16 protein-coding genes are annotated in these 13403 nt (G+C 50.8%); 5 read left to right on the forward strand and 11 right to left on the reverse strand.

What is annotated here, in order from left to right; translation table 11 throughout:
• Positions 1-4 precede the first annotated feature (4 nt).
• Entirely contained in the window at positions 5-1348 is a 1344-nt protein-coding gene (locus ACO0LG_RS14180; RefSeq protein WP_423027363.1) for a murein hydrolase activator EnvC family protein, read from the reverse strand.
• Positions 1349-1358: 10 nt separating this feature from the next.
• The gene (gpmA, locus tag ACO0LG_RS14185) at positions 1359-2105 is read right to left on the reverse strand and encodes a 2,3-diphosphoglycerate-dependent phosphoglycerate mutase (RefSeq protein ID WP_423027365.1); all 747 of its coding nucleotides are present in this window, start codon (positions 2103-2105) and stop codon (positions 1359-1361) included.
• 97 nt (positions 2106-2202) lie between these two features.
• Here gpmA and ACO0LG_RS14190 point away from each other — a divergent pair, with 97 nt between their 5' ends.
• The 5 genes from ACO0LG_RS14190 (at position 2203) to ACO0LG_RS14210 (ending at position 5150) form a co-directional block, all read left to right on the forward strand.
• The gene (locus tag ACO0LG_RS14190; RefSeq protein ID WP_423027367.1) at positions 2203-2610 is read left to right on the forward strand and encodes a rhodanese-like domain-containing protein; all 408 of its coding nucleotides are present in this window, start codon (positions 2203-2205) and stop codon (positions 2608-2610) included.
• A gap of 14 nt (positions 2611-2624) precedes the next feature.
• Positions 2625-2891, forward strand: coding sequence for a glutaredoxin 3 (gene grxC, locus ACO0LG_RS14195; RefSeq protein WP_423027369.1), 267 nt, complete (start codon positions 2625-2627; stop codon positions 2889-2891).
• Positions 2892-3054: 163 nt separating this feature from the next.
• Positions 3055-3531, forward strand: coding sequence for a protein-export chaperone SecB (gene secB / locus ACO0LG_RS14200; RefSeq protein ID WP_423027371.1), 477 nt, complete (start codon positions 3055-3057; stop codon positions 3529-3531).
• A 61-nt stretch (positions 3532-3592) separates the two neighbouring features.
• Positions 3593-4042, forward strand: coding sequence for an SH3 domain-containing protein (locus ACO0LG_RS14205; protein WP_423027373.1), 450 nt, complete (start codon positions 3593-3595; stop codon positions 4040-4042).
• A gap of 109 nt (positions 4043-4151) precedes the next feature.
• Positions 4152-5150 (forward strand): NAD(P)H-dependent glycerol-3-phosphate dehydrogenase, encoded by a 999-nt coding sequence (locus tag ACO0LG_RS14210; RefSeq protein WP_423027375.1) that lies wholly within the window; start codon positions 4152-4154, stop codon positions 5148-5150.
• 21 nt (positions 5151-5171) lie between these two features.
• On the opposite strand, the gene ACO0LG_RS14215 is transcribed toward ACO0LG_RS14210, so the two are convergent.
• From ACO0LG_RS14215 to dksA, 9 genes are all read right to left on the reverse strand, one after another.
• The gene (locus tag ACO0LG_RS14215) at positions 5172-5384 is read right to left on the reverse strand and encodes a hypothetical protein (RefSeq protein ID WP_423027377.1); all 213 of its coding nucleotides are present in this window, start codon (positions 5382-5384) and stop codon (positions 5172-5174) included.
• A 176-nt stretch (positions 5385-5560) separates the two neighbouring features.
• A complete protein-coding gene (locus ACO0LG_RS14220) occupies positions 5561-6070 on the reverse strand; it encodes a GAF domain-containing protein (protein WP_423027379.1) in 510 nt (169 codons plus the stop codon).
• A gap of 20 nt (positions 6071-6090) precedes the next feature.
• The gene (locus ACO0LG_RS14225) at positions 6091-6282 is read right to left on the reverse strand and encodes a hypothetical protein (protein ID WP_423027381.1); all 192 of its coding nucleotides are present in this window, start codon (positions 6280-6282) and stop codon (positions 6091-6093) included.
• 20 nt (positions 6283-6302) lie between these two features.
• Positions 6303-7640: an ATP-dependent protease ATPase subunit HslU gene (gene hslU, locus ACO0LG_RS14230; protein ID WP_423027382.1), complete on the reverse strand. Its 1338-nt coding sequence runs from the start codon at positions 7638-7640 to the stop codon at positions 6303-6305.
• A 13-nt stretch (positions 7641-7653) separates the two neighbouring features.
• Entirely contained in the window at positions 7654-8190 is a 537-nt protein-coding gene (hslV, locus tag ACO0LG_RS14235) for an ATP-dependent protease subunit HslV (protein WP_423027384.1), read from the reverse strand.
• Positions 8191-8370: 180 nt separating this feature from the next.
• Positions 8371-9762, reverse strand: coding sequence for a hypothetical protein (locus ACO0LG_RS14240; RefSeq protein ID WP_423027386.1), 1392 nt, complete (start codon positions 9760-9762; stop codon positions 8371-8373).
• 296 nt (positions 9763-10058) lie between these two features.
• Positions 10059-12098 carry a TonB-dependent receptor gene (locus ACO0LG_RS14245; RefSeq protein WP_423027388.1) on the reverse strand — a complete coding sequence of 680 codons (2040 nt, stop codon included), beginning with the start codon at positions 12096-12098 and terminating at the stop codon, positions 10059-10061.
• A 123-nt stretch (positions 12099-12221) separates the two neighbouring features.
• Positions 12222-12596, reverse strand: a complete 375-nt coding sequence (locus ACO0LG_RS14250; protein WP_423027390.1) for a hypothetical protein — start codon at positions 12594-12596, stop codon at positions 12222-12224.
• A gap of 274 nt (positions 12597-12870) precedes the next feature.
• Positions 12871-13275 (reverse strand): RNA polymerase-binding protein DksA, encoded by a 405-nt coding sequence (dksA, locus tag ACO0LG_RS14255; protein WP_110256573.1) that lies wholly within the window; start codon positions 13273-13275, stop codon positions 12871-12873.
• Positions 13276-13403: the final 128 nt, after the last annotated feature.

The raw sequence follows: 13403 nt of genomic DNA on the forward strand, positions 1-13403 counted from the left end.
ATGCCTATTTAGAGATCCAGTTGAGAGGATCAAATACACGTCCTTGATGACGTACTTCAAAGTATAAACCTGATTCTTCATTACCGCCGCTGTTTCCGGCACTGGCAATGACATCACCGGTTTTTACCACATCGCCGACATGCTTCAATACTGCCTGATTATTGCCATACAGGCTCCAGTAACTGCCGCCATGATCAACAATCACCATATTTCCATACCCCTTCCACCAGTCAGCAAAAATCACTTTGCCCGGGGCGATGGTCTTGATTTCTGTACCTTCATTCGCCTTGATGAACATGCCTTTCCAGCTGGGGCCATCAGCGCGTTTGCTACCAAACCGGGCAAGAATTTCGCCTTTTACTGGCAAGCGTAATTGCCCTTTCAGCTTGTCAAATTCACCTGCAGGTGGGGTGACCACCTTGGCCTGTTTGGGCGGTTCGTCATCATCAATCGCATTAGGATTGGTGATTTTTGCTGGTTTCTTGCCCTGTGCGGCCTGTCTTGCTCTTTCTTTCTGTGCTGCTGCAATTCTGTCCTGCCGTTGTTTTTCTTCCAATGCCGCCCTGGCTGCATCTGCCTTGGCTTGTTCTTCAATCAGTTTATTTAATTGTGAGACCAGATTGGAGAGCCTTTGTTCATCTTTTTCCAGACTATCAGCCTGTTTTTTTTGTATATATAATTTTTCTGCCAACTGACTTACCAATGCGGCATGTCGTTTTTTCTCTTTTTCCAGCGCCAGCTTATGACTTTTTTCTTCATCAGCTATTTCATCGAGTTCTGCCTTGGCTTCTTTCGCATCTTCGGCATTTTTTTCCACAGCTTGAAGACTGATGCGCAAACCATCTATCAGTTTGGCCTGGGTTTGCGATACATAGCTCATGTATTGCAGTTCACGATTGATGCGGTTGGGGTTATCGCCGGAGAGTAGCAATTTAATACGGTCACTGTCGCCGCGCATGTACTGGCGGCGTAAAAAATTTGAGAGTTGTGTTTTTTGCTTTTCAACTTTATCAGCCAAGGCTTGCTGCTGCTCTGTCAGTTGTTTGACTTTTGCTTCAGTCTGCGCCTGTTCGGCCTGTAAATCTCGCAAAGAACGGTTGGCTTCAGAGATGGATTTTTCTGATTCGGCCATGGCATCGCTGGCATTGTCCTTGGCTGTTTCAGTTTTATTGATATCGTTTTTCAAGGACTTCAGGTGGTTTTGCAACTCAGCCCGGTCTGCTTCTGCCTTGTTTTTTTGCTGGGCGCGGGCATTGCTGGCGGCCATGGCAGACGTTGCTGTGCCTGCCAGAGTCAGGCACAGCAAACTGGCAATTAAAAACGGTGAAGACTTGGTCTTAAATAGCATTCAATACTTATTATTTGGACTTGCCCTGGCTGGCAACAGCATGTAAAGCTGCTGCGATAGCGTCCTGGTCACCCAGATAATAATGGTTAATTGGCTTCAAGTCGGCATCAAGTTCATAGACCAGTGGCTGGCCGTTCGGGATGTTCAGGTTGACGATGTCATTATCACTGATACCGTCAAGCATCTTGATCAGGGCGCGCAAGCTGTTGCCATGGGCAGAGATCAGGATGCGTTTGCCAGCGCGTATGGCTGGTGCAATGCTGTCATCCCAGGCTGGCATGACGCGGGCCACCGTGTCTTTCAGGCATTCTGTTAGCGGTATCTGGCTGCGGTCCAGGCCTGCATAGCGCGGGTCGTTGAAGGAGGTGCGGTCATCGTCTTCTGCCAGCGGCATAGGTGGCGTATCGTAGCTGCGGCGCCACACCAGTACTTGCTCATCGCCATATTTTGCCGCTGTCTCTGCCTTATTCAAACCTTGCAGGGCACCGTAATGACGCTCGTTCAGACGCCAGTCATGAATCACTGGCAACCACATCAAATCCATTTCATCGAGCGTGCCCCACAGTGTACGGACCGCGCGCTTGAGTACCGAGGTGTAGGCCAGGTCAAAAGTCAGGCCGGCTTCTTTCAATAGCTTGCCAGCCTGGGTAGCTTCAGCCACACCTTTTGCTGTCAGGTCAACATCAGTCCAACCGGTAAAGCGGTTGTCCAGATTCCAGGTAGATTCGCCGTGGCGCATTAAAACGATTTTGTACATAGTGTGCGGGAAGATGAAATAAGTGAATTAGTATGCGATTGCGGCATCTATTTTATAATGACGCGCTTCTGATAACCATTTTTACTACTGGAATCCTGTGAATTTCATTCTTACCAACTACAATTATGTGTGGTTAGCCCTTGCCCTGATCAGCGGTGGCGCATTGTTAATACCTGCTTTACAAAGACGTGGTGCCAAGGTATCGCATTTTCAAGCCACACAATACATCAATCAACCTAAAACCCTGGTGCTGGATGTGCGTAGTGCAGAAGAATTTGCTGCCGGTCATTTACAAAATGCCAAACATATACCCCTGGCAGAGTTGAACAACCGCCTGAAAGAAATAGAAAAGTCAAAAAGCAATGTGGTGATCACGGTGTGTGCCTCCGGCGTGCGTTCTTCCAGCGCTGCAGGTTTACTCAGCAAAGCCGGTTTTACCCAGGTGTTCAGCCTGGAAGGTGGTATAGATTCCTGGAAGTCGCAAGGCTTGCCAACAGTAAAGTAAAGCAGGAGAACATCATGAAAGCCCATGTAGTCATGTATACCACAGCCGTTTGCCCGTATTGCACGATGGCCGAACGTCTGTTGAAATCCAAAGGTGTGGACGATATAGAAAAAATCCGTGTCGATCTGGAGCCCGGCGTACGCGAAGCGATGATGAAAAAGACCGGTCGCCGCACCGTGCCACAAATCTATATAGATGACACCCATGTGGGCGGTTTTGATGACCTGTCTGCCCTCGACAGGGCGGGTAAACTCGACCCTTTGCTGAATCCGGTTGATTAAAAGCAGGTTTTTGCCGGATTTTCTACGGGTTTTACAGCAAAATTGCTGTTTTTGCAGACTACTTGCTACAATAGCGCGCTGTGATCTTGAAATGGCTGGAAACGGCCCTATCTGCCAGTCTCGCTGTTCATTATTAATCTTTTAGAATTTTAGAAAGTTTCACATGTCTGACGAAAATCTGCAGCCCGTATTCCAAATTCAACGCGTTTATCTGAAAGATTTGTCGCTTGAACAGCCAAATTCCCCAGCTATATTCCTGGAACAAGAAGCTCCTGGTATCGAAGTTTCTGTTGATGTTGGCTCAGAAAAGCTGGCGGATGGCATCTACGAATCCACAGTAACGGTAACAGTGACTGCAAAAATCGGCGAGAAAGTTGCTTTCCTGGTTGAAGGCAAACAAGCTGGTATTTTCGAAGCGCGCAATATCCCTGAAGATCAACTCGATCCTCTGCTGGGTATCGGTTGCCCGAACATCGTTTATCCATACCTGCGTTCCAACGTAGCTGATGCGATCACTCGCGCTGGTTTCCCTCCTATCCATCTGTCAGAAATCAATTTCGAAGCTTTTTACGCGCAACGTCTGACACTGGCTGCTGAACAGGCAAATGCCACTACTGAAGCGCCAACGACTATTCAGTAATCTGCTTCATTATTACGGGTACGATCTGGTCTTAGCCAGGTCGGCCTGATGAAAGATATCCATGCGACGCCTGTTGACGCCCTTGCCTTTGCTACTATTGACACTGCTTGCGAGTAGTGCAGCGCAGGCGTTGGAATTCCGTTCCGTGGGCGCTTCTCCGGTCATCCTGTACGATGCCCCGTCTGCCAAAGGTGCGAAACTGGCAGTGGCCCCGCGTGGCATGCCGTTGGAAGTAGTGTTTACTTCCGGTGCATGGAGTAAAGTACGTGACGTCAGTGGTGAAATGAGCTGGGTTGAATCCAAGGATTTGATTACCCGCCGCAGCCTGGTAGTGCGGGTCGCCAATGCCAAGATCAGGGCAACGGCAGATGAGGCTGCACCATTGGTATTCAGTGCCGACAAGCATGTCTTGCTGGAAATGGCCGAGCCCGCTGCTGGTGGCTGGGTCAAAGTGAAGCACCGTGACGGCCAGCTAGGCTTTGTCAAGGTAAATGAAGTCTGGGGCTTGTAGTGGCTGGACTGAGAATTTAGGCAGATGAGAGTGTGCAAAAAAGGACAGCCTGCTGTCCTTTTTTTACATCTCCCCCGGTGATTAAAATAAGCAGGAGTCAGGGACAAGCATGAATATCAGCATATTGGGCGCAGGTGCCTGGGGCACGGCCATGGCAATCGCCTTTGCGACAAAAAACAATGTTTTACTGTGGGGCCGTAATCAGGCTGCGATGGCTGCCATGCAGGCAAGCAGGCAAAATAATGATTATTTAAGCGGCTTCGCTTTTCCTGACAACTTGCAGGTCACGGCTGATTTTGCCGCTGCCATGGCCCATGCTGCCGGCGTTGATGGCTTGCTGGTGATTGCCACCTCAGTCTCTGGCTTGCGCCCCACACTGGAAGCCTGTAGCGCTTATCAGCCAAAAAACATTATCTGGCTATGCAAGGGTTTTGAAGAATCCACGCAGCTTTTGCCGCACCAGGTGGCAGAGCAGGTGCTGGGACAGAGTGCGGCCTTCGGTGCCTTGTCTGGCCCCTCGTTTGCACAGGAAGTAGCCAAAGGCTTACCTTGCGCATTGACGATTGCCTCAAAGTCCAATGAACTCAGTAGCCTGGTGGTGCAGGCCTTGCATGTGAATGCCATGCGCGTGTATTCCAGTGACGATGTAGTCGGTGTTGAAGTGGGAGGTGCAGTAAAAAATATCCTGGCGATTGCGACTGGCGTGGCCGATGGCCTGGGCTTGGGTCTGAATGCACGGGCCGCCCTGATCACCCGTGGCCTGGCAGAAATCAGCCGTTTGGGCGTCGCTCTTGGTGGCCGCTCAGAAACCTTGATGGGGCTGACTGGCGTAGGTGATTTGATTTTGACCTGTACTGGTGATTTATCCCGTAACCGCAAGGTGGGCCTGGCGCTGGCCCAGGGTAAATCCCTTGATATCATCGTGCAGGAACTGGGTCATGTTGCTGAAGGCGTACGTTGTGCGCAGGCAGTACGGGCACTGGCAAAAAGCCTGGGAATACAAATGCCAATTACAGATGCGGTAGCGGGTGTTTTGTTTGACGGGATATCTTTGCAAGAGATGATCAGCCGCTTGCTGGCCAGGGATGCCAAGCAGGAAACCCATTAAGAGACACGTACTAATCCGGTTTTAGTACTTTCGGCGATACTCGGGAAAGCGCAAGACGCGCTGGATGACCGGATCGGGCACATGGTTTCTTCGCAAAAAGTGCATGGCTTTGTCCAGACCCAACAGCTCCAGATAATGGATGCCCAGATCGACCATAAAGCGTGTTAACACGTCACGCCTGCGTAAAGGCAGCTTGAGCTTGCGTTGCACCTTCCGGCGTCTGCACCCCGCCATGATGCCATCTCCCTAAGTCTGCTAAGTTTTGCCAAATTCGGACAACTCAGTGTAGAGCGACAAAGAACGGGATTGCGCAGTTTTGACATAGCTTAACAAAAAAGACCATGGCTATCACGGTCTTTGTCTGCCCCTTGCCACATTTTGGCTGACTCCATAGGGCACTGGTATTGCTATTATTTTAAATCTGTTGCTGCCGTAAAGATGGCGAGCAAGTTCTCCAGACCCAACTGGTCTACTGCGTCGAAGCGTTGCAAGCGCGGACTGTCGATATCAAACACGCCGTAAATCTCACCATCCTTGATTAAAGGGATGACTATTTCAGAGTTGGATGCTGAATCACAGGCGATGTGTCCCGGGAATGCATGCACGTCTTCCACCAGCACAGTGCGCCGTTCTGCGGCAGCCGTACCGCACACTCCGCGTTTGAATGGGATGCGGGTGCAGGCGACTTTGCCCTGGAAGGGGCCTAACAATAAATCATTGGGGAACTCTGCATCAGGCTTGCTTGCCGGTGCGCACAGGTAGAAACCTGCCCAGTTCAAATCACTGATGCTGCTATAGATGAAGGCAGAAAACTGGGCAGCATTGGTGATCAGATTACGTTCACCTTCCATTACGCTGGCCAACTGGCGCGCCAGCATAGGGTAATCGGGTTTGTCGCTGGCGGCGGCGGTATCAAACATAGGGTGTTCCTGAAGAGTTGTTAATTTTCTTCCCGACTGTCCGGGCTTTTGGCGGCAGTAGCAGGAGGAGATGGAGGCTTGGTATTTTTTCTCGCAGTCAGATAATCAGGCAAGACCTTTCTTGCCTGATTACCCTTGCCTTTGGCCGGGACTTGCGAAGGCTCAATGCGAAACTGCATGCGTTGTCGTGTTGCCAGCGCCTTGTTTGCCATGTCTAGCCCCGGATTTACAATTACAGCACGTAGCGTGACAGATCTTCATTCACCGACAAGGCTTCCAGACGTTCATTGACGTAGGCCGCATCGATAGTGACAGTCTTGCCGGTATTTTGGTGAGCATTGAAAGAAATCTCTTCCAGCAGCTTTTCCATGACGGTATACAAACGGCGGGCACCGATATTTTCTGTCGTTTCATTGACTGAGTAAGCGATACCGGCCAGTCTTTCCACGCCTTCCGGTGTGAAGTCTATCTGTACTTCTTCTGTTGCCAGCAAGGCCTGGTATTGACGTGTCAGGCAGGCATCGGTACCTGTTAAAATCCGTTCAAAATCAGCGATGGACAAAGACTCCAGTTCCACGCGGATAGGAAAACGGCCCTGCAACTCAGGTATCAGGTCAGACGGCTTGGCCAGATGGAAAGCACCGGAAGCAATGAAAAGGATATGGTCAGTCTTGACCATGCCATACTTGGTATTGACGGTCGTACCTTCTACCAGTGGCAGCAAATCTCGTTGTACACCGGCGCGTGACACTTCAGCACCGCCCGTTTCTGAACGTGAAGCGATCTTGTCAATTTCATCGAGGAAGACAATACCGTTTTGCTCTACATTACGTATCGCATCCTGCTTCAGTTCTTCTTCGTTGACAAGCTTGCCGGCTTCTTCTTCTATCAAGAACTTCATTGCTTCCTTGATTTTTAGCTTGCGCGATTTCTTGCGGCCATTGCCCATGCCTGAGAACATGGTCTTGATCTGCTCGGTCATTTCTTCCATGCCTGGCGGTGCCATGATTTCCATATGGGTCACGCCTTCGGCCACTTCGATTTCAACTTCCTTGTCATCCAGTGCGCCCTCACGCAGACGCTTGCGGAAAGTCTGGCGGGTGGTATTGTCGGGCGTTGCTGCTTCGGTTTCGCTAGGCTGGAAACCAAAATCGCGCGCAGGTGGCAGCAGGATGTCAAGTATACGGTCTTCTGCCGCATCTTCAGCACGGGCACGCACCTTGCGTGTAGCAGATTCACGGGTTTGCTTGATGCCAATATCAACGAGGTCGCGGATGATGGTATCGACGTCGCGGCCTACGTAACCAACTTCAGTGAACTTGGTCGCTTCTATTTTGATGAAGGGCGCATCAGCCAGCTTGGCCAGGCGACGCGCGATCTCGGTTTTACCTACGCCAGTTGGTCCTATCATCAGGATATTCTTGGGGGTGATTTCATGGCGCAGCGGTTCGTCCACCTGCTGACGGCGCCAGCGGTTGCGCAAGGCGATGGCAACGGCGCGCTTGGCCTTGGATTGGCCGACGACATGTTTATCGAGTTCAGAGACGATCTCTTGGGGTGTCATGTTCATTGCATATTCCAATTCATTCCAGTGTTTCTATGGTGTGCGACAAGTTGGTATAAATGCACAACTCACCAGCAATAGTCAGGGATTTCTTGACGATCTCGATGGGCGACAAATCAGTATTTTCAAACAGGGCAATCGCGGCGGATTGGGCAAAGGTGCCGCCGGAGCCGATCGCACCTATGCCCTGGTTGGGTTCCAGTACATCGCCATTACCGGTGATCACCAGCGTGCTGTCTTTGTCTGCCACCAGCAACATGGCTTCCAGGCGGCGCAACATGCGGTCGGTGCGCCAGTCCTTGGCCAGTTCTACTGATGCACGCATCAAATGGCCCTGGTGTTTTTCCAGCTTGGATTCAAAACGCTCTATCAGGGTGAACGCGTCTGCCGTGCCGCCAGCAAAACCGGCCAGCACCTTGTTGTGATATAGCTTGCGTACCTTGCGGGCCGTGCCCTTCATGACAATGTTGCCCAGTGTGACCTGACCGTCGCCACCCAGTGCGACCAGATTGCCGCGTCGCACCGTCAAAATGGTGGTGCCGTGAAATTGTTCCATATGAACCTCAAAAAATAGTGCCATTCCTGCACGCGAACATGGATCATGAACAGGCAGTATAAGCAGGCCAAATTGCCTGATTTGTAGAAAATGGGGTGTTTTTTCTGAATTGCAAGCGTGAGCAAACGACGTAACTATATGACCCCAGAAGGGGCGGGCAAAAGCCCACTTTGCTACAGTTTAGTGCTTGCGGGGGATGATGCTGGCGATGTTTTTCAGGCCCATGGCATTGAATAACATCATGACCAGATAATTGACGCCTTCAAAGCGTATATTCATACCAGCTTTGCTGGCGATAGGCGCGAGGCCATTCAACAATTGTGCAGAGGCACCGAATTCCACACGTTCCAGACGGGTGCAATCAAGGATCAGCGGGTTGTGCTGTTCTGCCTGCATGGCAATATTGGAAATCAGGAATTCTGTTTTGCCTTCGACCACTTTTGGCATCATGTAGCGGTCAGACGCTTCTTCCTGTGCCGGGGCTTCAGGCAAGGCGCTGGTAACATTGTTCTTAGGTGCTTCAAATGAAGGGGGGGACACTTCGAACGTAATACAGTAATCCATACTGACTTCTTCGAAGGCTTGCTCAAAATGCAATAATTGCAGGATTTCCAGCAACAACAGCCATGGCGCTTCGGTTTCGTCGCGGCGGCCTACCAGCAAGATATTGCGGATTTTATCTGCCAGATCTTTCGCGCCCACTAATAACAAGTCATGGCCGGATTTTTTCAAACCCTTGAGGGCGCGCAATAACAGGCCGCAGCCTATGGGATCAACTTCCTTGACGCGGGAAAAATCCAGGCGCAGGCTTTTGCTCTTACCTGCCGCTATCTGCAATTTCTCCAATGACTTGATGGTGCCGCTATCAAGCTTGGCCGGGAAGCTGACATTTGCCACCGTGGTGTCGCCTTGAACTTCAGCATCATTGTCGTTGCTGGTCTGGTTTTCTGGCCACAATGGTGGTGAGGTTTCAAACTTGTTCGCGTAATCGAGCGACAGGCTTTCAAATTTGTGCTGGTCATTTGTGATGCGGTACAGGTCAAACAGCATTTGCCAGCCAATTTCCGTGGCACCACCAAGCTCATGGTTATGCACGGCAGATGCCAGCATTTGCTCGGCAACTTCATTTTGGCCACTGGCAAACAGGATCGCTGCTTCTTCCAGTACCGGTACTGTTTCGCTATAGGCGAGGGCAGAGGCCGACATCTCCGAGTTTTGCCCTAACAGATAATCTGTCGGCATCATCATTGGTAATGTGGTCTGGAATTCTACCGGCGGCGCTTTTCTTTCCAGCGGCTGGGTGGGGGCACCCAAATCGGTTTTGGTGATGGTCGGCGGACGGGTCTTGACGATGTCACGCGACATTTCAAATTCTATGGCGTCAATTTTTCTCTCGGTAGCACGGGCGATATGGCGCTGAGCAATAATCGAATTGCTAAAAACCTCACTGTCCTGGAAACCGCCAATGACGGTATTACCATTCTTGGAGCGCGTCTTTCTCGAAGAAGATTTCTCGGTGGAGCGATCTTCTTGCTTGACACCTTTTTTACCGAAAAGAGAAAAAATCCCCACTTTGTTCCCAAATAAGAATAGAAGCGCTGACCACCCGGTAGCGAATTTGACGAGTGCTTAGTATATTCTGATTTCCGTTCCAATGGTTGACTGGGCTCAACTACTCCAGATAGTTTTTCTTGAAATGTTCTTTTAATTGCTATGCAAGATCGGTGAAAACCTTGCAAAAAAGCAGCTTTTTTGCAGGAAATGGGGGCGGATGCCGCCTCCCATACCTACAGCTTATGAATTAATAACCTAAACGTCAATTACATCTGCTTACATTTTTCTTGCAATTCTTAGCTGATTTTTTAACACTAAAAGCTGACACGCAGCCCAGCCATGACATTTCTGCCGGGCTGAGGCAGGGTTTCTTTCAGAACTGAAGTAGAAAGACGGATATCCTGATTCAATAAATTCTTCGCCATCAGGAACCAGGTCAGCTGCATGTTCTGGTAAGGATGGGTATAAGTCAGGCTGGTATCGACCTTGGTATAGGCCGGTGTAACAAAACCTTCAAAACTGGCCAATCTGTCCTGGCGTAGCGCATGCAAGACATCCACACCGGCACGCCAGGCACCTGAGCGGTAGCCGATGTCAAACCCGGTACGTGTGGCAGGTTGCAATGGCAGGCTGCCCTGATTGTCGAGGCTGCCGCGTGAGTAATCGGCAAAGGCACGGCCTGACCATCCTTCGCCCAGCAAGTTGTAACTGATCTCGGCTTCACCGCCACGTATGGTGGCAGACGCCTGCGACCAGTTGCGCAGCGTAAATTCTGCGTCCGCATCAGGAATACCAGCTTCATCTACCTTGATGCCATTGGTGTGGCCGTAGATGTAATTGTTGACCTTGTTCAGGAATGCATTGATTTTCCAGCGCAGCAGGCCATGCGTCTTTTGTACGCTGAGTTCCAGATTGCGCGAGGCTTCTTTTTTCATGTCGGCATTGCCAATGTCAAAAGTGGCAGTTGATTCATGTGGTCCGGCTGAATACAATTCTTCTGTCGCTGGTGCACGTTGCGCCCATGACAGGCTCAGGCCTGCGCCATAAGATTTGTCGAATTGCCACAGACCGCCGACAGAAGCCGAGAATAAATTAAATTCCCGCGCCTTCAGGCCCGTGCTGGCATCCGGCGTGCGCTTCACATTTTCAAAGCGCATACCTGTGCTGGCCATGACATCGGCAATCTGTTTTTGCTCGACAAAGAACAAGGCAACAGAATTGGACTTGGTACTTGGTACCGTATCGGCGCGGCCAGTGGCGGCAGACAAGGCAGAGAATTTCACCTGTTCGGTCTGCAGACCCCAGCTACCTTGCCAGCCCGCCCAGGATGGGTGGGACAACAAAATCCGGCTTTCCAGCATCTCGTTCTTGAAGTCGGTGACGGGCGTACCGTCCTCAGCTTTTTCTGTGTGCTTATAGTCGGTGGCGCTGAATTTGTATTTGAGCGTGTCGAAACCGTTCAATGGCGAATTGAGCAAACCATCAATGTCGAGGCGGTTTTGCTTCAAGTCGATGAAGGAACGTTCTGCCGTTGGTATGCCATAGTGATCATTCAGGGTTTGGACTGCGGCACCAACATAACCCCAGGACTGGATAAGCGACGCGCCCAACGCCAGCGACGATTCGCGGGTAAAGCTGGACGGCACGCGACCACTGCCTGAGCCCGGGTCGCTCAAAGAGATATTGCCTGGTATTTTATAGTTACCCGTTTCGCGGCTGGCACCGTCTGCATGCAGGCCGATGACGCCACTAGAACCATCCAGCGAGAATGACAAACTCTTTTCCGAATTGACACTGCCGAAGCGAACTTCACCTTCACCCGTCATTTTCTTGTTCAGGATAGTCGGTATGCGGTTGTCGATGACATTCACCAGCCCACCGATGGCACCACTGCCATACAGCAAGGCCGCAGGGCCACGCAAGACTTCTATTTGTTGGGCAGTTGCACTTTCACTGGCGACTGCATGATCATTCGACAGGCTTGATACGTCCGCCACACCCATGCCATTTTGCAGGATCTTGACACGCGGACCTTCCAGACCACGGATGATGGGGCGCGAGGCACCTGCACCAAAACCGGATGCCGATACGCCTAGCTCGGCTCCCAGGGTATCGCCCAATGAGGTACCGACCTTGGCTCTGAGTTCTGGTCCTGACAATATCTTGGCTGGAGTGAGCACTTGCATATTCTCGTCCGAACTGATCGGGTTGGAAGTGACGGTAACTGTATTGATGGTGCCAGATGCTGAGTTGCTGGCTGAGCTTGTCTGGGCATATGCCTGAGAGGCGGGTGTCAGTACAGGCGACAAAAGTGCCAGCACTGCGCTGGTGATCAGAGTGCGTTGAAAAACCATGTTATTTCCTGTTTGCAATGTAAACCAAAGGGTGGCGCGCAATGAGCGGCGACCTTCCTGATGCAAAAAATGCATCAGGAAAATTTGATAGCCAGAGCACCACGCAGGGTGTTCTGGCGCTGGTCAGGTAAACAGGGAAGGTGGGGCGCGGGAAGAGAAAGGAACTTGCAGCAGGGCATGCCAGCTCAGCATCGCAGGGCTGGGGCCGACGACCGCCTTGCCAGCCAGCAGTTTTATGGCATCTGGTATATGTTGCAGGAATTCAGCGGCACTGACAGCATCGTACAAGGCGCAGGAGTGCAGGGTATTGCCATTCTCATCCTGGCTGCCAGACTGGAAAAGGAAAGAGCCCAGTTGTGCAGTTTGCGGCAAGCTACCAGTAACTACCTGGCTGCTGGCACCACCCGCATGTGAGATGCGATGTGCCAGCCCCAGCCATTGCGTAAATAACAGCGCAGGCAGCAGAACACAAAGCAACCATCGTTTGCTGTTTTTCATGCTGATCTGGATGGGGCGTAACATCTTGGGATTACATTTCCAGTGAATACCGGGTCAAATTCAAATCAAAAAATTAATCAATATCTGTAGCAAAAAACCGACAATACACCCGCATTATGACAGCCGGATGGCATGGTCTTGCATGACTTGGAAACAATTATCTGATAAAAGTTCAATCGTATGCAACATGGTTGCATTCAATTCCAATAAAAAAGCGCGCAGTTGCCACCGCACGCTTTTGCAAATCAGAAGCGCTGGAGATTGATGCTAAAACTCAGTCACCGTACAGCTTTTGTTTCATTTCACGTCTTTGCTGTGCTTCCAGCGACAGGGTCGCTGTTGGACGCGCCAGCAGGCGTGGTACGCCAATTGGTTCACCTGTTTCTTCGCACCAGCCGTAATCGCCTTCATCAATACTATTGATGGATTGCTGTACTTTTTTCAGCAATTTGCGTTCACGATCGCGGGTGCGCAATTCAAGCGCATGTTCTTCCTCTATCGTGGCACGGTCTGCCGGATCTGGTACTAATACGGTTTCACGAAGATGCTCGGTGGTTTCGTCGGCGTTCTTCAATAAATCCTTCTCAAGCTGCTGCAAACGGGCCTTGAAAAATGCCAGTTGTGCAGCGTTCATATAGTCCTTCTCGCCCATCTTGAGGATTTCTTCCTCTGTGAGCAGAGCTTCAGGTGCGCTGACTGTAGCAGTCGATTTAGGTGATTTAGTTGCCACTTCGCTTACTTTCGATACGACGGGTTAATACATAGAACAAATCTGAAACAACCATTTGTCCCAGACAATTATCCTCC

Source organism: Undibacterium sp. Ji42W (assembly GCF_049340405.1).
GTDB lineage: Bacteria > Pseudomonadota > Gammaproteobacteria > Burkholderiales > Burkholderiaceae_D > Undibacterium.

What these genes read in the sequence shown, in the direction of transcription:
- gpmA (WP_423027365.1), bottom strand. Translation starts at nt 2,105, where the DNA reads ATGTACAAAATCGTTTTAATGCGCCACGGCGAATCTACCTGGAATCTG.
- ACO0LG_RS14245 (WP_423027388.1), bottom strand. Translation starts at nt 12,098, where the DNA reads ATGGTTTTTCAACGCACTCTGATCACCAGCGCAGTGCTGGCACTTTTG.
- grxC (WP_423027369.1), top strand. Translation starts at nt 2,625, where the DNA reads ATGAAAGCCCATGTAGTCATGTATACCACAGCCGTTTGCCCGTATTGC.
- hslU (WP_423027382.1), bottom strand. Translation starts at nt 7,640, where the DNA reads ATGAACATGACACCCCAAGAGATCGTCTCTGAACTCGATAAACATGTC.
- ACO0LG_RS14210 (WP_423027375.1), top strand. Translation starts at nt 4,152, where the DNA reads ATGAATATCAGCATATTGGGCGCAGGTGCCTGGGGCACGGCCATGGCA.
- hslV (WP_423027384.1), bottom strand. Translation starts at nt 8,190, where the DNA reads ATGGAACAATTTCACGGCACCACCATTTTGACGGTGCGACGCGGCAAT.
- ACO0LG_RS14225 (WP_423027381.1), bottom strand. Translation starts at nt 6,282, where the DNA reads ATGGCAAACAAGGCGCTGGCAACACGACAACGCATGCAGTTTCGCATT.
- ACO0LG_RS14250 (WP_423027390.1), bottom strand. Translation starts at nt 12,596, where the DNA reads ATGAAAAACAGCAAACGATGGTTGCTTTGTGTTCTGCTGCCTGCGCTG.
- ACO0LG_RS14220 (WP_423027379.1), bottom strand. Translation starts at nt 6,070, where the DNA reads ATGTTTGATACCGCCGCCGCCAGCGACAAACCCGATTACCCTATGCTG.
- ACO0LG_RS14205 (WP_423027373.1), top strand. Translation starts at nt 3,593, where the DNA reads ATGCGACGCCTGTTGACGCCCTTGCCTTTGCTACTATTGACACTGCTT.
- ACO0LG_RS14215 (WP_423027377.1), bottom strand. Translation starts at nt 5,384, where the DNA reads ATGGCGGGGTGCAGACGCCGGAAGGTGCAACGCAAGCTCAAGCTGCCT.
- ACO0LG_RS14180 (WP_423027363.1), bottom strand. Translation starts at nt 1,348, where the DNA reads ATGCTATTTAAGACCAAGTCTTCACCGTTTTTAATTGCCAGTTTGCTG.
- secB (WP_423027371.1), top strand. Translation starts at nt 3,055, where the DNA reads ATGTCTGACGAAAATCTGCAGCCCGTATTCCAAATTCAACGCGTTTAT.